The sequence below is a fragment of the Soonwooa sp. genome, from assembly GCF_030151385.1.
Lineage (GTDB): Bacteria > Bacteroidota > Bacteroidia > Flavobacteriales > Weeksellaceae > Soonwooa.
In genome coordinates, this window is sequence record NZ_JASLDS010000069.1 from 17,712 (window position 1) to 38,102 (window position 20,391).

At 37.8% G+C, this 20,391-nt stretch carries 15 protein-coding genes and 2 pseudogenes; 4 read left to right on the top strand and 13 right to left on the bottom strand.

All coding sequences use genetic code 11. The annotated features are described in order from the left end of the window. Positions 1-136: 136 nt before the first annotated feature. Positions 137-565: a transposase gene (locus Q1V95_RS12980; RefSeq protein WP_300674729.1), complete on the top strand. Its 429-nt coding sequence runs from the start codon at positions 137-139 to the stop codon at positions 563-565. Between the two features lie 34 nt (positions 566-599). Beyond that, positions 600-926 carry a helix-turn-helix domain-containing protein gene (locus tag Q1V95_RS12985; RefSeq protein WP_300674732.1) on the top strand — a complete coding sequence of 109 codons (327 nt, stop codon included), beginning with the start codon at positions 600-602 and terminating at the stop codon, positions 924-926. A gap of 67 nt (positions 927-993) precedes the next feature. Here the strand turns inward: Q1V95_RS12985 and Q1V95_RS12990 are convergent, their stop codons facing one another. From Q1V95_RS12990 to Q1V95_RS13045, 13 genes are all read right to left on the bottom strand, one after another. After that, complete coding sequence (locus tag Q1V95_RS12990; protein ID WP_300674735.1) at positions 994-2,712, bottom strand: ATP-binding protein; 1,719 nt, start codon at positions 2,710-2,712, stop codon at positions 994-996. 24 nt (positions 2,713-2,736) lie between these two features. Then, positions 2,737-3,861, bottom strand: coding sequence for a sensor protein KdpD (locus Q1V95_RS12995; RefSeq protein ID WP_300674738.1), 1,125 nt, complete (start codon positions 3,859-3,861; stop codon positions 2,737-2,739). 6 nt (positions 3,862-3,867) lie between these two features. Next, positions 3,868-4,716 carry a DUF389 domain-containing protein gene (locus Q1V95_RS13000; RefSeq protein WP_300674741.1) on the bottom strand — a complete coding sequence of 283 codons (849 nt, stop codon included), beginning with the start codon at positions 4,714-4,716 and terminating at the stop codon, positions 3,868-3,870. Between the two features lie 56 nt (positions 4,717-4,772). Then, positions 4,773-5,855 carry a porin gene (locus Q1V95_RS13005; protein ID WP_300674744.1) on the bottom strand — a complete coding sequence of 361 codons (1,083 nt, stop codon included), beginning with the start codon at positions 5,853-5,855 and terminating at the stop codon, positions 4,773-4,775. A 243-nt stretch (positions 5,856-6,098) separates the two neighbouring features. Continuing rightward, positions 6,099-6,659 carry a K(+)-transporting ATPase subunit C gene (locus Q1V95_RS13010; RefSeq protein ID WP_300674747.1) on the bottom strand — a complete coding sequence of 187 codons (561 nt, stop codon included), beginning with the start codon at positions 6,657-6,659 and terminating at the stop codon, positions 6,099-6,101. Between the two features lie 42 nt (positions 6,660-6,701). After that, entirely contained in the window at positions 6,702-8,816 is a 2,115-nt protein-coding gene (gene kdpB, locus Q1V95_RS13015) for a potassium-transporting ATPase subunit KdpB (RefSeq protein WP_300674750.1), read from the bottom strand. 13 nt (positions 8,817-8,829) lie between these two features. Further along, complete coding sequence (gene kdpA / locus Q1V95_RS13020) at positions 8,830-10,518, bottom strand: potassium-transporting ATPase subunit KdpA (RefSeq protein WP_300674753.1); 1,689 nt, start codon at positions 10,516-10,518, stop codon at positions 8,830-8,832. 142 nt (positions 10,519-10,660) lie between these two features. Beyond that, on the bottom strand, positions 10,661-10,738 hold the full coding sequence (locus Q1V95_RS16320; RefSeq protein ID WP_366143290.1) for a potassium-transporting ATPase subunit F: 78 nt from the start codon (positions 10,736-10,738) through the stop codon (positions 10,661-10,663). Between the two features lie 116 nt (positions 10,739-10,854). Then, positions 10,855-10,998 (bottom strand): hypothetical protein, encoded by a 144-nt coding sequence (locus tag Q1V95_RS13025; protein ID WP_300674754.1) that lies wholly within the window; start codon positions 10,996-10,998, stop codon positions 10,855-10,857. Between the two features lie 164 nt (positions 10,999-11,162). Continuing rightward, positions 11,163-12,503: a sigma-54 dependent transcriptional regulator gene (locus Q1V95_RS13030; RefSeq protein WP_300674757.1), complete on the bottom strand. Its 1,341-nt coding sequence runs from the start codon at positions 12,501-12,503 to the stop codon at positions 11,163-11,165. Positions 12,504-12,639: 136 nt separating this feature from the next. Then, positions 12,640-13,788, bottom strand: a complete 1,149-nt coding sequence (locus Q1V95_RS13035; RefSeq protein ID WP_300674760.1) for an efflux RND transporter periplasmic adaptor subunit — start codon at positions 13,786-13,788, stop codon at positions 12,640-12,642. A gap of 4 nt (positions 13,789-13,792) precedes the next feature. Continuing rightward, positions 13,793-18,127, bottom strand: a complete 4,335-nt coding sequence (locus Q1V95_RS13040) for a CusA/CzcA family heavy metal efflux RND transporter (RefSeq protein WP_300674763.1) — start codon at positions 18,125-18,127, stop codon at positions 13,793-13,795. Between the two features lie 326 nt (positions 18,128-18,453). Continuing rightward, on the bottom strand, positions 18,454-18,837 hold the full coding sequence (locus Q1V95_RS13045; RefSeq protein WP_300674765.1) for a hypothetical protein: 384 nt from the start codon (positions 18,835-18,837) through the stop codon (positions 18,454-18,456). A gap of 262 nt (positions 18,838-19,099) precedes the next feature. Between Q1V95_RS13045 and Q1V95_RS13050 the strand changes: the two are divergent. Both Q1V95_RS13050 and Q1V95_RS13055 read left to right on the top strand, forming a co-directional pair. Further along, a pseudogene (locus Q1V95_RS13050) lies at positions 19,100-19,234 on the top strand (ABC transporter permease); the annotation flags it as partial. Next, positions 19,231-20,075, top strand: a pseudogene (locus Q1V95_RS13055) (ABC transporter permease). The pseudogenes Q1V95_RS13050 and Q1V95_RS13055, both read left to right, overlap by 4 nt. Positions 20,076-20,391 lie beyond the last annotated feature (316 nt).

The window sequence follows — 20,391 nt, forward strand, 5'->3', positions numbered from 1 at the left end:
ATAAACACTATTGATAATAAGCTACTTATGCAATTTTTATAAGTTAGACTAAACGTCTAGATGCAAGACAATTCCTTTTATTATAGCTTTTTTTTTTATTCATTTGATGTGAAAATTAAAACACATTATTAAAAAAATGAACTTTAAAGAAATTCATATTGGAAGTTTAATTGAAAAAAGAATTGCTGAAAAAGACATCCAGCGTGAACGGATTTGCAATTTTTTTCAATTGTCCGACGAAGACATTGACTTGATGTTAAATGCAAATAGTATTGATGTGGATATGCTACTTAAGTGGAGCAAATTACTTGAATACGATTTCTTTAGAATATATTCTCAACATTTAATTTTCTATTCTCCAGCATCAACACAAACTCACGACAAAGAAAATTCGAGCTTGCCTCAATTCCGAAAAAACATTTATACACAGGAAGTCATTGACTTCATCTTAGAGCTCGTAAATACAGGTAAAAAAACGAAACAAGAAATTATCACAGAATACAATATTCCAAAAACTACCTTGTACAAGTGGATTGGAAAGTTTAAGAATGATACAACAAATTAAATCACCTTTTATTAATACATAAACACAATTGAAAATGCAAAACAACAATCATAGTCCAAACTACAATAAAATATACAGTGATCTTATTCAGCATAAGTTCCCTGAACGTATCTCAGAATTTAGTTCAATTTTTAATGGTAAACAAAGATTATCAACCTTCGATGTTATCACTTTAAATCAAAAACTATTTGGAAAAATTGATGATGATACCAACCAAAAATTGCGTTCATATTCAAAAAACGACATCATCGAAATCCTCAATTATCAGAAAAAGAATAATATGAACAATTCCGAAATGGCAAATTATTTCAAGATCAGTCGTAACTCAATCGCAAAATGGAAAAAGCTTTTTCTAGTTTAGAAAGAATATTGTATTGTTAATTTTTGTTTTATACAAAAGAGAAGGGAGTTATTACAACTCCCTTTTTCTATATCACAAACCCAAACCTACTACCCTCGCCGATTTCGCTTTCCACAAAGATTTTGCCGCCTTGGGCTTCAACAAATTGCTTGCTGATGCTGAGGCCAAGTCCTGTGCCTTCTTTTCGAGTTCCTGGAATTCGGAAATAACGATCGAAGATTTTTTGTTGGTATTCCTTTTCGATGCCGCGTCCTTGGTCTTTAACCACGAATAATACTTTTCCATCTTCGGGATAAACGTCAACAGTCACCTTCGAGTTTTCGTGCGAATAGCGAATGGCGTTAGATAACAAATTGTTGAGCACCCATGAGGTTTTTTCGCTGTCAGCATTAACGAAATCAGCTTCAGCAGAAAGGTTTATTTGGATTTCGATTTGCTTTTGGTCGGCGGCAGCTTTGTTCGCCATTACGGCATAATCAACAATTTCGGCAACACTCGATTTTTTGATATTTAGTTGCATCACACCACTTTCTACTTGGGCGATATTTAATAATTCGGAAGTAATTTTTAAAAGACGTTCGGTATCTTCTTTGATGCCATCCACAAGGTTTTTCTGCTCGGGATTAAGTTCGCCAATTCGGTTATTTTCTAAAAGTTGTAAACCCATTTTAATGGAAGAAATTGGCGTTTTGAACTCATGCGAAACCGTTCCCATAAAATTGGTTTTTGCCAAATCCAATTCTTTGAAAGGCGTAATATTTTTGAGCATAATTACCTGACCGATAAACTGCGAATCGCTTTCGCCAGTCGGCACAATATTGATATCGATGACTTCTTTTTCGAAATAACTTTCTTTGCCATCAGCATAGATTTTCATCGGCTGTTCATTAGGATTAATCGCTCTTCCCGAGATGATTTCTTTAATCATTTCGCGGATCAAATCGTTATTAACCGCCACATCCTGAATTTGTTTTCCGATAACTTGTTCTTTTTTCAAACCCGAAATTTTCAAAGCTTCATCGTTCACAAAAAGGATTTTTTTATCCTCGTCAATTCCGATAACGGGATCATGCATATTATCGATAAGCGTTTCTATACGACGTTTCCCTTGGATAATTCGGTCGAGTTTACTTTCGGAATAAGCTTGAATCTTCTCCGCCATAATGTTAAACGACTTTGCCAACTCACCAAACTCGCTATGACTTTCGAAATGAACACGTTCTTTATAATTTTGATTGGCAATTTGTTTGATACTTTTCGACAATTCCTGAATAGGATTTGCAATGTTGGCGGGCAAGTTTATCAAAAGAATAAACGCCAAAAGAAAACACAAAGTCCCCACAATCGAAATCACGGTAATCGCGTTGTGTGCCGTAGTATCTGCAATGCTACTCTTATGCTCAATAGCATCCATATTTAGGCGCATTAATTCCGCAATATCTTTTCGAATCGAAGAAATAACTTGCTGATTTTCGGGATCGTTTTTTAATAATGCAAAATGGTTGGCAACATTCTCTGTCGCTTCCTTTTCGCCAATTTCGGTCACGTTTTTTTGTTGTTTTGCCAAGTGTTTCTGAAACGTAGAAAACGCCATTGGATCGGATTGTACATCCTCCAAGGTCAAAAGCATGTTTCGGGAATACAACAATGTGTTGTAGTTGGCCGTCAAAATGTTATTGGTATCGCGTTTCAGCTGATTAATATACCAACCGCTGAGCACGGAAAGCACAATAATCATCAAAAAAAGGAAACCTACGCCAAAGGTTAATTTTGTTTTTATTTTCATCTCAAATTGCGTGTCAGTAGTACATTAACTAAGAATCACCAAGTCGATTCTTTCTTTTTCTAAACGGTTTAGCAAACTATTAAAAGTGTCGGTTGCAAGGACTATTCGCCAAAGTTTTAGTCTCGGTTTTCCGATGCAGACGGTTGTAATTTTACGCTCGTCACATTGTTCGATAATACTTTTGGTCACATTAGAAGCTTCTACTTTTATAATTTCGGCGCCCAATTCAGTGGCAAGTTTGAAGTTGTTAATCAAATGTCGTTGCTTGTCCAAAGCAATTTTGTCCGCGCTTTCCTTGGGAATCTGAACATACAAAACAAACCATTTGCTGTTGTAGTAATTCGCCAAACGAGCGGTTTTGCGGATCACATTTTTCGCCGTTATTTCGTTGGAACTGATACAAGCCAAAAACTTCTCTTTCTTCGTATTTTTGGGCAAAACAACTTCCGTCTCGACTTTTCTTTGAACCTGCGAAGCAACCTCTTTTAGTGCCAATTCGCGAAGTTGCAAAATATGTTCGGATTTAAAAAAGTTATTTAACGCCGACTGAATTTTCGATTGGTCATAGATTTTACCCTGTGTTAATCGGCTAATCAATTCTTCCGCCGTCAAATCGATATTCACAACCTCATCAGCTTGCGCCAAAACGCTGTCCGGAATTCTTTCTTTAACCTCAACACCCGTAATCTCGCGAACTTCCTCATTAAGACTTTCGATATGCTGAATATTAACCGCACTAATCACATTAATCCCTGCATCCAAAATATCCATCACATCTTGCCAACGTTTTTCATTTTTGCTGCCTTCGATATTGGTATGCGCCAACTCGTCAACGATGACCACTTCCGGATGAAAGTTAATAACCGCAGCAACGTCCAACTCCTCCAACTCTTTGCCCTTATAAAACAACTTGCGACGCGGAATCATCGGCAAACCTTCTAACAAAGCGTGGGTTTCTTTACGATTGTGGGTTTCTATATAACCGATTTTCACGTCGATTCCATTTGCCAAAAGGCTGTGCACTTCCTGCAACATGCGGTAGGTTTTCCCAACGCCAGCACTCATCCCGATGTAGATTTTGAATTTTCCACGTCGAGATTTTTTAATGAGATCCAAAAATTCTTCTGCAGATTTGCGCGTTTCTTCCATTGCTGTTTAATTTTTGTGGAGTTGCTTCTCCAAATCGTTTACTTTCTTTTCCAGTAATTCTATGCGTTGTTGGTCTGTTGGCGGTTGTTGTTTGCCTTCTTGGGCATTCCATTTTTGATAGGCGATGTAGATTCCTGGGATCATAATGACAACGATCAAAATATCCCAAGCGATCTGATAAAAGCTGTTTTTACGCTCTTGTCTTACCGAATTAAATTTGAAATAACGTGCCAGTAAAAAAGTTGCCCAACCGATAAACATCGAGTTGATTAGGTAAAAATAAAAGCCACCCAAAAAGTGGTAAATTTCCCCATTTGCAATACCATAAGCCGCAGTACATAAAGGCGGCATGCAAGCCGTGGCAATCGCAACGCCAGCGATAATCTTGGTTCCTTCCTTCTTCATTACTCCAATGAAACCTGCCATTCCGCCAAAAAATGCTACCATAATATCAAAAATCGAGGCGTGATCGTAAACTTCTAATAACTCTGTCGTCTTATGAAAAGGGCTAATCACAAAAAACAAAGTCGCCGCCAACAAGCTGACCGCCGTCATCAACAGCCAATTTTTGATACTTTTAATTTTTAAATCTCTATCGTTAATAGCCACAGCAAAAGCAAATCCTGCTACAGGTCCCATCAATGGCGACATTAACATCGCCCCAATCACTGCGGTTATCGAATTGGTGATTAATCCGATACAAGCCAAAATCATGGCAAAACCCAGAATCCAAAGGTTATAACCACGAAACACAACACCCTCCTCAATCTCGCGGTAAGTTTCTAATTCCTCCTCTTCTTTGGGCGCGCTTAGCAGAAAACCAATATATCTTTCTATAACCTTTAGGCTTCTCATGGACTTGTGATTTAACAAGTGAATTTACGTAATATTCGGCAACATCAGTGGTTTTATTAAAAACTTACCGCCAACGAAGTGGTGACAAAATAATTGTTGGGCACTTTATGATGATCTTTCTCAAAAATGGCATCTTTAGAGGACAAACCACGTGCTTCGATGCGCCACATGACATTCTCGCGGATTTTGTAATCGTAGTTCAAAGAATAACCAAAAGTTTGAAATCCATTTTTGGTTTCTGTCGGAATCATCACCCTGTTTTTATCATTGTAATATTCCAAACGAGTAGAAATTCGGTTCTTTTCATTAGGGTCAAAATGAATGAGCACAACTGGCGAATACCAAGTATTGTATTGATTGCTTCCTTTTGCTTTTTGCTCAGCGCCAATATCAAAACCACCCAAAACCGCCCATTGTTTGTTCACCTGAAAATTGGCATAAAGATTATGGAAATAACGCATTTGCCTGGTGCTGTCCGCTTTATCATTTCCGATGAACGAACTGCTATTTAGACTTATTTTATCATTAAATTTATAAGTCAGCTGATGTCCAAATGAAAGCGAATTGTTGCCGTCCACTTTTTGGATTCTTTGCCAACCGTTAAGCACCAAACCTGCCAAATACCATTTGCCATCATAAGAAGTGTAAGACAATCTTGCGCCAGTTTCGAAATAAGGTGAATTCTCGGCTGCCAAACTGCGCGTTACCGTCCAGTTGTCAACACCAATCGCACTTTCCCAACCGATATGCGATGGCATAATACCTGCGTCTATCCATAGATTTTTGGACTTGGAAAGTTTGACGCCAACATTGGCTTCATAGACATTTTTGAGCACATTAGGTTCGGCAGCATAATTGGCATTCATGTAAGTGCCTACGCCCAAAGCAATATTTGCGCGGACATTCTCCGTGGAATAAGCCGCTTTTATCATTCCTAAATTCAGGTTGATTTCGTTATGACGCTGATGCGAATACATAAAACCTGGACGATTGTGATGATCGGGATTTCCGAAATCGTAACTATAATAAACTTCGCCGTAACCGCTGATTTTAAGTGAAGATTCGTGTTTTATAGAATCTGATTGCGCATAAGAACTTGCAAAAATCAAAGTCATTATGCTGATGAAAAGTATTTTCATGGTGGTAAAAGTTTTCCGACAAGCATTTTTAACTTGCCGAAAAACTAAAGGATTTAAATATGGAATTTTTAAAATATGTTTTAGATTCCTCTTACGTCGGAATGACAAACAAAATACTATCTGCTAGACCTGCATTTATCAATGTTTGTCATTCTGAGTGAAATGTAATGGAACGAAGAATCTTTGAGATTCCTCCTCCGTCGGAAATCGAAGATTCGACGTAGCCAATGACAGAAGAGCGTTTTATTGCAACTGGTCGAGTGCGATATTTAGTTTTAGGACGTTGATTTTTTCAGGACCAAAAAGTCTAAATAACGGTTTTTCGGTTTCCGTTTTTATCAAATCCAAAACTTTAGTTTCGGGTATATTGCGTAAATCGGCAATTCGCTTCGCTTGTACTTCTGCCGCTTTCACCGAGATATGAGGATCCAAGCCCGAGCCACTCGCCGTTATCATATCCACAGGAATATCTCGTTTGGCAATGCTTGGATTGTGTTTCATAAAGTTTTCGATACGCTCGTCAACCACTTTTAGGTATTCTGGATTGGTCGCGCCTTTGTTACTTGCCCCAGAACCAGCTGCATTGTAATCAACCGCCGATGGTCTCGACCAAAAATAATTGTCTTGGTCAAATTTCTGTCCGATATTCGAGTAGTATTTTTTACCTTGATAAGTGACAATCTCGCCTTTTCCTTGATTGGGAGACAATTGTGCAATTCCCCAAATCAATGCTGGATAAGCGACCGCAAATACAATGATTAATACTAAAGTCATTCGTAAAGCTGGTAAAATATGATTTTTCATTTTGTTAAATTTTAAATGGAACTGAATCCTTTTTTACAATTTTTAAAAGAATAAAGACACCAACAAATCAATGGCTTTGATCCCGATAAACGGAACGATAACGCCGCCAAGTCCGTAGATAAAGAGGTTTCTTCTCAGTAAAGCTGATGCACCAATGGGTTTATAAGCCACACCTTTCAGTGCCAACGGAATCAAAATCGGGATAATAATCGCGTTGAAAATTACCGCTGACAAAATCGCCGTTTCTGGTGAATGCAAACGCATAATATTAAGTCCTTGCAAGGCTGGAATTGCCGCAATAAAAAGCGCTGGAATAATCGCGAAATACTTGGCAACATCGTTTGCAATACTAAAAGTGGTAAGCGTTCCGCGCGTCATCAAAAGTTGTTTTCCGATTTCTACAATCTCAATTAACTTCGTTGGATCATTATCCAAATCCACCATATTCCCCGCTTCTTTGGCAGCTTGCGTCCCGCTGTTCATCGCAACGCCGACATCTGCTTGTGCCAAAGCTGGAGCATCGTTGGTTCCGTCGCCCATCATCGCTACCAATCTTCCTTCGGACTGTTCTTTTTTGATGTAATTCATTTTATCCTCTGGTTTTGCTTCGGCAATAAAGTCGTCCACGCCTGCTTTTTCCGCAATGTATTTCGCAGTTAAAGGATTGTCACCTGTAACCATCACGGTTTTGATTCCCATTTTGCGAAGTCTTTCGAAACGCTCTTGGATACCAGGTTTTATAATATCTTGAAGTTCGATAACGCCTAAAACTTTTTCATTTTCTGCCAAAACCAAAGGCGTTCCACCGTTTGTCGAAATTCGGGTTACTTCCTCAGAAATCTCTTTTGGAACAGTATTTCCTGCTTTTTCCACCAAAAATTTAATCGCATCAAAAGCACCTTTACGGATTCTTTGGTTTTCGAAATCCAATCCCGAACTTCTGGTTTCTGCTGTAAATTTGATAAAACGAATTTGAGCCAAAGGAAAAGTCAACAAAGTTCCGCGGTTGTTATAAGCGATTTTCTCGCTGTCTGCCGTCCATTGCCCTTCATCCATTTGCGAAGCCAATTCGACAATCGATTTACCTTCGGGCGTTTCATCAGTTAACGAACTTAAAGCAATTAAATTGAGAAAATGTTGCTGATCTACGCCTTCCGCAGGGAAAAAATTAGTTGCCTTGCGGTTCCCAATCGTGATGGTTCCTGTTTTGTCCAAAAGCAAAACATCGATGTCACCAGCCGTTTCCACAGCTTTACCGCTTTTGGTAATCACATTTGCACGCAAAGCTCTGTCCATCCCCGCAATCCCAATCGCAGAAAGCAATCCGCCAATAGTAGTCGGAATCAAACAAACAAATAATGAGATAAATGCTGCAATGGTAATTGGCGCTTGAGCGTAATCTGCAAAAGGTTTTAGCGTCACTGTTACAATGATAAAAACCAAGGTAAATCCAGCCAGCAAGATTGTCAACGCAATTTCGTTGGGCGTTTTCTGGCGCGCTGCTCCTTCTACCAATGCAATCATTTTGTCCAAGAAACTTTCGCCTTGCTCAGTTGTTGCGATTACTTTTATTTGGTCAGACAAAACTTTAGTTCCGCCTGTCACACTGCTTTTATCACCGCCCGCTTCACGAATAACTGGAGCACTTTCGCCTGTTATCGCACTTTCATCAATGGTTGCCAAACCTTCCAAAATTTCACCATCAGCAGGAATAATGTCGCCTGCTTCGCAAAGAAAAATATCGCCTTTCTTCAATGTTGAAGAATTGATCACGGTTACTGGATATTGATCGGATTTATCACGAGAAAATTCGCCATTTCCGATGTTTAGCTTTTTTGCAGGTGTTTCTTCTCTTGTTTTTCTAAGACTGTCTGCTTGCGCTTTTCCTCTGGCCTCGGCAATTGCTTCGGCAAAATTTGCAAAAAGTAGAGTAATAAACAGAATTAAAAATACGGTGAAATTATAAGTAAAACTTCCTTGTGATTTTTCGCCCAACAAAGTCCAAATACTAACGCCAAGCATAATTACCGTGCCGATTTCCACCAAAAACATAATGGGATTTCGGAACATGGTTTTAGGATTTAGTTTCACAAAAGATTCTACCAGTGCCGTTTGCACCATTTCTTTCTGAAACAAAGATTTATTTTGAGATTTCATTTCTTGTCAACATTTATTTTAAAGAAAAATATTCAGCGATAGGTCCCAAAGCAAGCGCTGGGAAAAAGGCAAGCGCCGCGATAATCGCAATTACAGCAAAAATCACCATGCCAAAAGTGGCGGTATCGGTTTTCAAAGTACCCGCACTTTCTGGGATAAAACGTTTCTCTGCCAATAATCCAGCGATGGCAACAGGTCCAATAATGGGTAAGAAACGCCCAAGAATTAAAACAAATCCTGTCGCGATATTCCACCAAGGTGTATTGTCACCCAGACCTTCGAAACCGCTTCCGTTGTTAGCCGCGGATGAAGTAAACTCGTACAACATTTCGCTAAAACCGTGGAAGCCTGGATTGTTAAGTGTTGCAGCACCTTGAGACGGCATTGCTGCTGTAAGCGCCGTCCCGACCAAGATTAAAAAAGGATGCAAAAGTGCAATCATCATTGCGATTTTCATTTCGCGCGCTTCAATTTTTTTACCCAAAAATTCGGGCGTTCTGCCAACCATCAATCCACTGATGAAAACTGCCAAAACAATAAACACGAAAAAGTTAAGAATCCCAACGCCAACACCGCCGTAGAAAGCATTAATCATCATTGCCAACAATTCATTCATCCCCGATAAAGGCATAGAACTGTCGTGCATCGAGTTAATGGAACCTGTAGAAATCACTGTTGTCACGATGCTCCAAAATCCTGAAGCTGCCGCACCAATTCGAGTTTCTTTGCCTTCCATTGCGCCCAATTGATTGTCAATTCCCATGGAAGCAATATTGGGGTTGCCGTTCATTTCCATGGCGATATTTGGTATTGCAAGCACAAGGAATCCAATGGTCATCACACCAAAAATCATCCACGATAATTTGCGACGGTTAATGAAAAATCCAAACGCAAATACCATTGCCACAGGAATAATGAACTGCGCAATCATTTCCGTCATATTACTAAGGTAAGTTGGGTTTTCTAAAGGATGCGTTCCGTTTGCTCCGAAGAAACCACCGCCGTTGGTACCGATATGTTTTATCGCCACAAAAGCCGCAGCAGGTCCACGAGAAACTTCTACTTTGTCACCTTGAAGATTGGTAATTGTATCTTTTCCCTCAAACGTCATTGGCGTTCCTTGGAAGCTCAAAATACTGGCTACAACAATGCAAAGTGGCAATAAAATTCGAGTGCAAGATTTAACAAAGAAGCTATAAAAGTTACCCAATTCTTTTGTTGATTTATCTCTAAAAGCTCTGAAAACAATTGCAGCAGCAGCCATACCAACACCAGCACTTACAAATTGTAAAAACATCAACCAAATTTGCCCAAGGTAACTCATTCCCGTTTCGCCAGAATAATGCTGAAGATTACAGTTGACAACAAAGGAAATAATCGTGTTAAAAGCCAAATCCGCGGACATACTTGGGTTGTTATCGGGATTGAGAGGCAAGCTTCCTTGTATCATCAAGATTAGCATTCCCAACAAAAACCACACAAGATTAATCGTTAGTAGAGCCTTTAAGTGTTGCTGCCAAGTCATTTCTGTATTTGGGTTGACGCCAGCGATTTTGAAAATTATTTTTTCGAGTGGGTTAAAGATAAAATCGCCACCCATTTTGCCACCACCGTAAACCTTGGCAATGTACTTCCCTAACGGAAATGCCAGTAACATGGTCACGGTAAACATGGCAATTATGCCCAGTATTTCTGTGTTCATTTCTGAATAAAATTGTTTGATTGAATTATTGAATTTGTTGTCTCCGAATACACGCCAAATAAATGACCACTGTCACAAAAAGCCACATCATAAGGACTGTGAAGAGGTTTTGGATTTGTTTTTTGGTTTCGGGTTTCATTTTTTAAAACTTTTCGGGTTTTAGCAATACATAAACGATGTAGACAAACACCAGAATTGCGATAATAAAAAGTAATGTCATTTTGATAAATTTTGATTTTGAACGCCGAATTACATTTTGTCAAAAAAGTCGATAGACTTAAAAAACAAAGTAAAACAGGCGATTCCTGCAAGGATTAAAAGAAGCGTCATCATCATTTAATTATTTTGTAAATACTGAATTGCGGCACATACCACGAATCCTAAGATTGCGATACCAAATACCACATGTTTTGGTTTCACACCTGACAAGTGAAGTCTTGATTTTCTTGCCAAATGGATTTTGTGAACTGTTGCTTTCATGAGATTATTTTTTAGGTTCAAAGCATTAATGCCAAAAGACAATCCATTTTTGAAACATTCACTTTAAAGCATTACATAACAATCACTTATAAATATTTAATAAAATTTTGAGCAAAAAAAAGCCTATCAAAATGATAGGCTTCTTCTCAAAACGATACTATTTTTTAGAGTTGGTACTCTTCTATTTTTCGGTACAGCGTGGCAATTCCGATTTCCATAAGGCGCGCCGCTTCGGCTTTATTGCCTTTGGTAAATTTCAGAATCTTCTGTATATGTTGCTTTTCAATATTTGCCATTGAGAATTCTGACAATTCATTTTCTTTATTCGATGCCGAATTCACGATGAAATCCAAAGGAAGACTTTCTAGCATAAGCTCGGAGCCGTCTGTCAAAATAACACTACGCTCGATAATGTTACGCAATTCACGGATATTCCCTTTCCAATTATGCTTTTGCAAAGCTTCTAAATATTCAGGCGAAATCGATGTAATATGTTTGGTGGATTTACTGGCAAATTTGGACAAGAAAAACCTCGCCAACGCAGGAATATCGGCAACTCGGTCGCGCAATGATGGCAACGAAATCTGGAAAACGGCAATCCTGTAAAACAAGTCTTCACGGAAATTAGCGCTTTCAATTTCTTGTTGTAGGTTACGGTTGGTTGCGGCGATAATCCGTACATCCACTTTTGTCGGCTTGGTGTCGCCCACTTTTAGGAATTCTCCAGATTCCAAAACGCGCAATAATTTGGCTTGCAAATCGAGTGGCATTTCGCCAATCTCGTCAAGGAAAACCGTTCCGTTATTGGCTTCTTCAAAAATACCTTTTGCGTCTTTAACCGCACCAGTAAAAGCGCCGGCTTTGTGTCCAAACAATTCATTTTCCAAAAGCTCTTTGCTAAATGCTGAACAATTGACCGCAATAAAATTCTGTTTACTTCGTGGACTTGCGTTGTGAATGGCTTGGGCAAAAACTTCTTTTCCAGTTCCCGTTTCGCCCGTCAACAAAACGGTTGCATCAGTCGTAGCCACTTTCTTGGCTGAATCTATCGCCGATTTCAACAATCTCGACTCGCCAACAATACTATCAAATGACTGTTGATTGCCCAATTGTCTTTCCAATTGCAGAATACGACGATTCAGCTTAACCTTTTCGGCAGCTTTATAAACCAACGGAATAATTTTGTTGTTATCATCGCCTTTTGTAATGTAGTCGAAAGCGCCATTCTTAATGGCTTGCACGCCATCGGGAATATTCCCGAAAGCGGTTAACAAAATAAGTTCGGTCGCGGGATATTGACTTTTCACCAATTTTGAAAAATCGACACCGCTGCCGTCTGGCAATTTGACATCGCAAACCACAACGTCAATATCATCCAACTCCAACCTTTTAGCCGCAGCTTTCAGATTGGAAACAGGCACCACATCAAAACCTTCGAGACCTAAAAGTCGGGCTAATAAAGTTCTGATTTTTTCTTCGTCGTCAACGATAAGAATCCTCGTCATGATGGGAAATTATTGTGCAAATATATTTTTATAGTTTGATATAAAGAATTTTATGAAATGTTTTATAACCAAAAATTCTTTTAAAATACTTAAAGCTAAGCTTTTATAAATTGAAATATTGCTATTAAACTTAAAACTACTCTTCTTCCTCTGTATTTTTAAGTTTCATCAAAAGCGTGTAAGCATTTTTGGTCACAATTTTTTTACCTTTAAAATCTGAGGCGTTCTGAACTTTCACAAATCCATTTTCCGACTCTCCAAGTTGGACAGGCGTCAATTTGTAGGTTTGTTTTTTTACTTCGACGAAAACATAATCTTTACCTTCGAAGCTGACAATACTATCTTCGGGAAGTGCATCAACAAAAGCATTTTGCGTTTCGATAACCGCATTCATGTACATTCCAGGAATTAGGCTATGGTCGTAGTTTTCGAAATGACAATGTACATCAGCAATACCATCTGGACCAACATCTTTACTGGTTAACAATATTTCGCCATAGAATTTTTTGTTAGGCTCGCTGTTGGTAAAAGCGACGAAGCGTTGACCAGTTTTCAAAAGTTGTAAATCCTTTTCGTAAACCTTCAAGTTAAGGTGTATATCATTCGGATTAATCAACTCAAACAGAATGTCAGATGGCGTTACATATTTTCCAATATTGACATTCACTTTGCTTACAAAACCATTGATACTGCTGTATACTGGAATACTTCGTTTAATATTCGAGGAAGTCACAGAAGACGGATTGATATTAATAATCTGAAGTTGCTGTGCCAACGCATTCATCGCAATTTGCTGATTGCTAACTTCCGATTGCGCTTGTTGTGTAACTTTATCACTACTCGCTTGGCTTTGGTTCAATGTTTTTTGGCGTTTGTAGTCTAGCTCTGCAAAATAAAGTTTTGACTTTGCCAACAAATAATTTTGTTGAAGTTGCACAAACTCAGGATTTTCAATAATGGCAATCACTTGACCTTTTTTAACTTGCATGCCAGGTAACAGAGATGTGCTGCGGAGATAACCGCCCATCGGCGTACTAACCGAAACTAAATTCTGTGGCGGCACATCAACTTTTCCGTTTAGCTTTAAAGTGGTCGAAATACTTTGCTCGCTCAAAATAGCTGTTCCAATTGGTGCATTTTTTAGCTGTGCATCGGTCAAATTAACAATTGTTTCATCAGTATTGACAACTGGTTTTTCTGGCGCATCCTCTTTTTTGTTACATTGGAAAAATAGCAAAGCCAAAGAAGCTACAAGCATTTTATGGTATTTAAAAATTGGTTTCATAAGATTAGTTAAGGCTTAAATAATTCAACAAAATGGCACTTTCATTCAGTTTCCAAACAGCGTCTACGTAATTACTTTTCAAAGCAATCGCTTGGTTGACAAGCATTACAAATTCGAGATAATTAATTTCTCCGTTTAGAAATTGCTTCTTCGAAGTTTCGGTAATGACATCAGCATTTTTAAGCTCTGTTGATTGGTATTGTTGAACGATTTTAAGATTAGATTGATACAAATTGTAAGCTTGTTCTTTTTTGTTTTTTAAACTAAACTCGGCATTCTGAACCTCATTCTCCGCAATATTTTGTGCTAATTTAGAAGCATTAATGCGCGCTTTTTGAGCAGACGAAAAAATTGGTAAAGTTACACCCAATTGCACCGAATGAAATTGAGGTGTTCCTGTGTACAACTTGTCATCTGGACCAAGACCTTTGAAACTATTAAGATTATAGCCCAAAGATAAACCTGGCAACAATTTAGATTTTTCGACCTCAGTTTGGTTTTCGGCAACAACAACTTGCTGTTTTAGAATCGATAACATTGGATTTTCCGAATCCTCATTGCTGTTAATGTACAAGGCTTCATCTTGCGTATTCCAATTTTGAGATGAATTAAGAAGATATTGTAATTGCAATTCGCTTTGTCTAATTTCTTCCTGAACTTGTTTTAGTTGAATATCAATCGCTGCTTTTTGATTGTCCGCTGTTGTTTTCTCTAAAAGATTAGATTCGCCAGCTTTCAATCTAAGCTTAGCTTTATCCGAAAACTCCGAATACAATTGATAAGCTTCGCGCAATAACTTTTCTTTTTCCTTCCAATACAATTGATTATAAAAGACCAAACTCACTGCTTTTTTAATTTCGAAAGCACTTAAAGCGACATTTAATTCTGATTTTTTCCATTCTTCGGTCAAGAGGTTTCTTTGCTTTTTATAAACTCCTGGAAAAGCAAAATTCTGCGAAACCCCTAACTTAATATCATTATAAGCAGAATTAATTTGACCATAATCTGCAGAAACCGCAGTTTGTGGAACTTCCGACGCCGACTTTATCAAAGCTTTGGAATGCTCGGATTTTAATCTTTCATTTTTTAAAATTCGATTGTTTTGTTCCGCCATTTGGATTGCAGATTTCAAATCGATGCTTTGTTGGGCTTGCATTAAATTAAAACAAGAAAAACCTAGTAAAATAAGGATTGGAAGACTATGTTTTGAAATTTTGTTGTTCATTTTAAATCCTTTTTGGAAATTAATAAATAAAAGAGGTAGCACAAATAATGTAAGTAAAGTTGCGATAACTAATCCGCCGATAACGACCGTTGCTAAAGGTCTTTGCACCTCGGCGCCAGCACCATTGCTGACTGCCATTGGGATAAAACCAAGTGATGCGACAAAAGCAGTCATCAACACGGGGCGCAATCGTGCTTCGCCACCGTCGACTACTATTCTGACAATGTTTTTAACCCCAGATTTTCGAAGCCTGTTAAACTCCGAAATCAGAACAATCCCGTTGAGTACAGCGACACCAAAAAGTGCGATAAAACCGACGCCAGCACTGATGCTAAAAGGCATTCCTCGAAGCGCCAAAAAGAAAACGCCACCAATAATCGACAACGGAATTGCTGTGTAAATCAAAATACTTTCTTTAATGGAGCGGAATGCTAAAAACAACAATAAAAATATCAAGCCTAAAGCTACAGGAACGGCGATCATCAAACGATTTTTTGCGTTGTTTAAGTTTTCAAAAGAACCTCCGTAAGTGATATTATAGCCAGGTTGCAACTTCACATTTTTATCAACTTTTTGTTGCAGTTCTTCCACGATGCTTTGGACGTCGCGGTCTTTGATGTTAAAACCAACAACAATTCGACGTTGCGTATTTTCACGCTGAATTTGATTGGGACCTTGCACAATGTCAACTTGAGCCAATTGTGACAAAGGAATTTGGTTGCCTGACGACGTTGGTACCAAAAGATTGCGAATATTACTTATGTTTTTTCGACTGGTATCTTTCAACCGAACAACCATATCGAAACGTTTTTCGCCTTCGAAAACCAAACCCGCGCTTTGTCCTGCAAATGCAGCATTTACAATTCTATTGATGTCCGAAATCGACAATTTGTATTGTGCTATCAAAGGTCGATTGTAATTGATAAGCACTTGTGGAAGCCCGGAAATAGGCTCAATGTATAAATTTTGAGTGCCTTTGATGCCTTCGATAATCTTTCCAAGTTCTTGTGCTTTTTTGGAAAGTTCGTCTAGATTATCACCAAATATCTTAACAACAACATCTTGGCGTGCACCTGTCATTAACTCGTTAAAACGCATCTGCACAGGAAACTGAAAACCAACGGTTATCCCTGGAACATCTTGTAAAGCTTTTGACATTTTCTCAGACAATTCTGGGAATGTTTTTGCAGAAGTCCATTCTTTTTTATCTTTTAGAATCACCATCATATCTGCAGCATCCATTGGCATTGGATCCGTTGGGACTTCTCCACTTCCAATTTTGGTTACAACCTTTTGCACTTCGGGAAATTGCGATTTCAAAATGTGCGCTGCTTTTTGCGTACTTTCAATCGTAGTCTTAAGATTAGAACCTGGCAAGACTCTTGTATCTACCGCAAAATCGCCTTCTTCTAAAGATGGAATAAACTCACCTCCCAATTGGCTTAAAACAATAACTGCAGCAACAAATAATCCAATAACGATTGCGAAAATTATCTTAGGAATTCGGATTACTTTTAAAAGCGTTTTTAGATACCACGTTTCGACTTTCTTCATAATTCTGTCGGAGAAACTCGGTTTTAAACTTCGTTTTTTTAACAAAATAGAACTCATCATTGGGATGTAAGTCAATGACAATAAAAATGCGCCCAACAAAGCAAAAGCGACAGTTTGTGCCATTGGTTTGAACATTTTTCCTTCGATACCTTGTAAAGTAAGAATTGGTAAATAAACAATCAAAATAATCAATTGTCCAAAAACGGCACTATTCATCATTCGTCCAGCAGAAGAAATGACGATGCTATCCATCTCCTCAGATTGAATTTTTTGCGAATTCTTAAACTTCGGATGATGTGCAAAATAATGCAGAACTGCCTCAACAATAATTACCGCACCATCTATGATTAATCCAAAATCCAAAGCGCCAAGACTCATCAAATTTCCACTAACCCCAAAAAGATTCATCATACAAATCGCGAACAACATCGACAGTGGAATAACCGACGCCACCAAAAGTCCTGCTCGGAAATTTCCCAAGAAAATAACCAAAACAAAAACCACAATTAAGGCGCCTTCCAAAAGATTTTTTTCAACCGTCGAAATAGCATTATTTACCATTTTGGTTCTATCAAGAAATGCTTCGATTTGTACACCTTCTGGTAAGTTTTTTTGAATGTCAGCGACTTTGGTTTTAACATCATCAATAACCTGACTGCTGTTGGCTCCTTTTAACATCATCACAATCCCGCCAGCAACTTCGCCCGAATCATTATAAGTTAAAGCACCATAACGCGTTGCAAACCCCAATTCGACCTTTGCAACATCGCGAATAAATAATGGCGGCGCATCTTCACTTTTCTTAATAGCGATATTCTCGATATCTTCGGCATTGGCAACCAAACCTTCGCTTCGGATATAAAGAACAGTCGGTCCTTTTTCGATATAAGCGCCACCAGTATTTTGGTTGTTCGCAGCCAATGCATCGAAAACGTCATTAATACTGATACCATAAGCATTGAGACGGTCGGGCTCGACAGCGATTTCGTATTGTTTTAGTTTACCTCCAAAACTACTGACCTCGGCAACACCCTTTACACCTAAAAGTTGTCTGCGAACAATCCAATCCTGAATACTTCGAAGTTCGGTAACATTGTATTTTTGTTCAAAACCTTTTTTGGAACGAATAACGTATTGATAGATTTCGCCCAAACCTGTAGAAATAGGACCAAGTTCTGGGTTTCCGATTCCTGCTGGGATTTCGGTTCTCACCATTTGGAGACGTTCTGCAACTTGTTGTCGTGCCCAATAAACATCGACGTCATCATCAAAAACAATCGTTACTAAAGACAATCCAAAACGTGAGAAACTTCGGATTTCTTTTAAGCCCGAAATATTGCTATTGGCTTGTTCAATTGGGAAAGTTACTAACCGTTCAATATCTGTCGCACCAAAAGACGGTGCCACAGTAATGACCTGTACTTGGTTGTTGGTAATGTCTGGGACAGCGTCAACTGGCAGTTTTGTGACTTGATAACCACCAACCAAAATAAGCCCCAAAATCATAATGGAAATGATGAGTTTATTCTTTACAGAAAACTCAATAATTCTTGTAAGCATGTGGAAATTTAGTTAAGCTTAAAAATTGCTATAACAAACAGTTGTGTACTTCAAAAACATAGATATAGAAATGCATATCAAAGATTTTGAAGAAACAAAAAGTTGATTACAACGCGTAAAAAAATGGAAAAGTCTTAACGCCTGTTGAAAATTCTACCGAAATAGTTTTTAAATATTTAAACTTTCTTTGCTAAATATTCATGCATTTTCGAATCGATTTTCCATTTCATATTTTTGATTTATCTCGATAAACCTTCAAACATGAAGCAAAAAACAAACTCGAATTGTTTGCATAAAATTTTAGCAATAAAATCTAAAACAGGCTCTTAACTAAATTTTGGCGGTTGCCAAATAGCATTGAAATGGTCAACATCCAAAAACAAATCATCATAAGCGATAATTTTTTCTTGGGAGACCAATGGAAAATCATGGGTTTTAAATTCGATATTCAGTCGTGGTGTTACTGTAAAAACCACTACCAAATGTTCGGAATGAACGATGAAAGGTAATTTTTGATCCTGCTCGTAATCCGCATCCTTTATTGGATGATCGTAATGCATTTTCAAAAACTTAAACAATGTAATATTGTTATTTTGTGATTTGTGTTGGATATAATGCTCTATAAGGATCGGCATTTTTAAAAGCTGATAAAGCTCTGTCGTCGAAAACAGATACATACTTAGCATTATTATAGCGAACCACTTTTTCACATTGTAAAATTACGATATATTTTAGTTATAACGATTCTAAATTTCAAACGCTTACCAATTAAAAATGAAGTGGTTACAAAATACTCTTTCAGTCTACTTTACAATGTTTTACGAATTTCTAACTTAAAATCCCAAAGTTTAGTTTACCTTAAATTTTAATCAAATGATTAAAAAATTTGTTTAATATTAAAATTTATTTTTAGCTTTGCAAAGTAAACATGTTGAATGTTATGGCAAAAAAGTCGGAAACCAAGAAAATAGATACTTCATCATCAAAACCGTGATGTTAAAAGGCTTAGGCTTTAGTTACGTTTGGAAAGAAACCTTGATTTTGGCAGGAATGACCGCCGTTTTGTTGACCACAGCTTTGTTAAAATTTAAAATCAGATTAGAATGAAAGTGCTCATATTTATTTTGCAGAAGGAATTTCGTCAGATTTTAAGGGATAAAATGATTTTGGCGATGATGTTTATAATGCCAACGATTCAGTTGATTATCATGCCTTTTGCTGCCAATTTTGAAGTGAAAAATGTAAATCTCGTTTTCGTTGACCACGACCACAGTTCGTATTCTGAGCAGTTGATTCACAAAATTTCGGCTTCTGGATATTTTCGTTTAATTGACGCTCCCGAATCTTACAAAAAAGGCTTGGAGTCCATCGAAAACGGCAAAGCAGATTTGATTTTAGAAATTCCCACAGGTTTCGAAAAAAACTTAATTCGTGAAGGTTCGCAAAGTGTTTACGTTGCGGTGGATGCGATTAATGGGACAAAATCGTCTTTGGGAGGCGCTTATCTTAATTCTATAATTTCGGATTTTAATAAAAACTTGGATATCAATGTAAAATTGGCAAAACAAAATACCGCAAATCCTGCAAAAATAGACTTAGAAAACGTGAACTGGTACAATCCCCGAGCGGAATACAAATACTATATGGTTCCAGGGATTTTGGTGCTTTTACTGACCTTAATTGGTGGATTTATTACGGCGCTATCGCCTATTTTTTCATGATGGTTTTCATGATGATGAGCGGTTTTTTCACCAGCATCGACAGCATGCCGAATTGGGCAAAAACGATCTCCAACTTCACGCCCGTAACTCATTTTATCAAAGTAGTTCGACTCATCGTTTTAAAAGGAAGTGGTCTTTCCGAAATCTCCACCGAACTTGGTTATCTTGTTGTTTTCGCCATTATCTTAAATGGTTTAGCAATTTGGAATTATAGGAAGACGACGTAGGATTTTGTATTTTGATTTCTTAATGAGCAAACTTGAAAAGCTTAATTTTTATGTCTTGCAAAGCTTCTATCTTGGCTATAACCTATAACTTATCTCAGAATCAAAATTCGTGAATTATAAATACAATATATTCTAACACTTCCTTTTTCAATTACCTCTAGACTATCTTCGATTTAATGGATCAGTCCTAAAACCAGGGGAGGGTTTTGAAAAAAGCATAAATTTGTGATATGCTAAATGAGACAGAATTACTTAAATTATTACTGCCCGAATACCTAATCAATCACTTTGAGATAGTAAAGTTCGAAGAAAAAGA

Bases quoted from the DNA above. Each gene is read 5' to 3' on its own strand.
- Q1V95_RS12980 (WP_300674729.1), top strand. From the start codon at position 137: ATGAACTTTAAAGAAATTCATATTGGAAGTTTAATTGAAAAAAGAATT.
- Q1V95_RS12985 (WP_300674732.1), top strand. From the start codon at position 600: ATGCAAAACAACAATCATAGTCCAAACTACAATAAAATATACAGTGAT.
- Q1V95_RS12990 (WP_300674735.1), bottom strand. From the start codon at position 2,712: ATGAAAATAAAAACAAAATTAACCTTTGGCGTAGGTTTCCTTTTTTTG.
- Q1V95_RS12995 (WP_300674738.1), bottom strand. From the start codon at position 3,861: ATGGAAGAAACGCGCAAATCTGCAGAAGAATTTTTGGATCTCATTAAA.
- Q1V95_RS13000 (WP_300674741.1), bottom strand. From the start codon at position 4,716: ATGAGAAGCCTAAAGGTTATAGAAAGATATATTGGTTTTCTGCTAAGC.
- Q1V95_RS13005 (WP_300674744.1), bottom strand. From the start codon at position 5,855: ATGAAAATACTTTTCATCAGCATAATGACTTTGATTTTTGCAAGTTCT.
- Q1V95_RS13010 (WP_300674747.1), bottom strand. From the start codon at position 6,659: ATGAAAAATCATATTTTACCAGCTTTACGAATGACTTTAGTATTAATC.
- kdpB (WP_300674750.1), bottom strand. From the start codon at position 8,816: ATGAAATCTCAAAATAAATCTTTGTTTCAGAAAGAAATGGTGCAAACG.
- kdpA (WP_300674753.1), bottom strand. From the start codon at position 10,518: ATGAACACAGAAATACTGGGCATAATTGCCATGTTTACCGTGACCATG.
- Q1V95_RS16320 (WP_366143290.1), bottom strand. From the start codon at position 10,738: ATGACATTACTTTTTATTATCGCAATTCTGGTGTTTGTCTACATCGTT.
- Q1V95_RS13025 (WP_300674754.1), bottom strand. From the start codon at position 10,998: ATGAAAGCAACAGTTCACAAAATCCATTTGGCAAGAAAATCAAGACTT.
- Q1V95_RS13030 (WP_300674757.1), bottom strand. From the start codon at position 12,503: ATGACGAGGATTCTTATCGTTGACGACGAAGAAAAAATCAGAACTTTA.
- Q1V95_RS13035 (WP_300674760.1), bottom strand. From the start codon at position 13,788: ATGAAACCAATTTTTAAATACCATAAAATGCTTGTAGCTTCTTTGGCT.
- Q1V95_RS13040 (WP_300674763.1), bottom strand. From the start codon at position 18,127: ATGCTTACAAGAATTATTGAGTTTTCTGTAAAGAATAAACTCATCATT.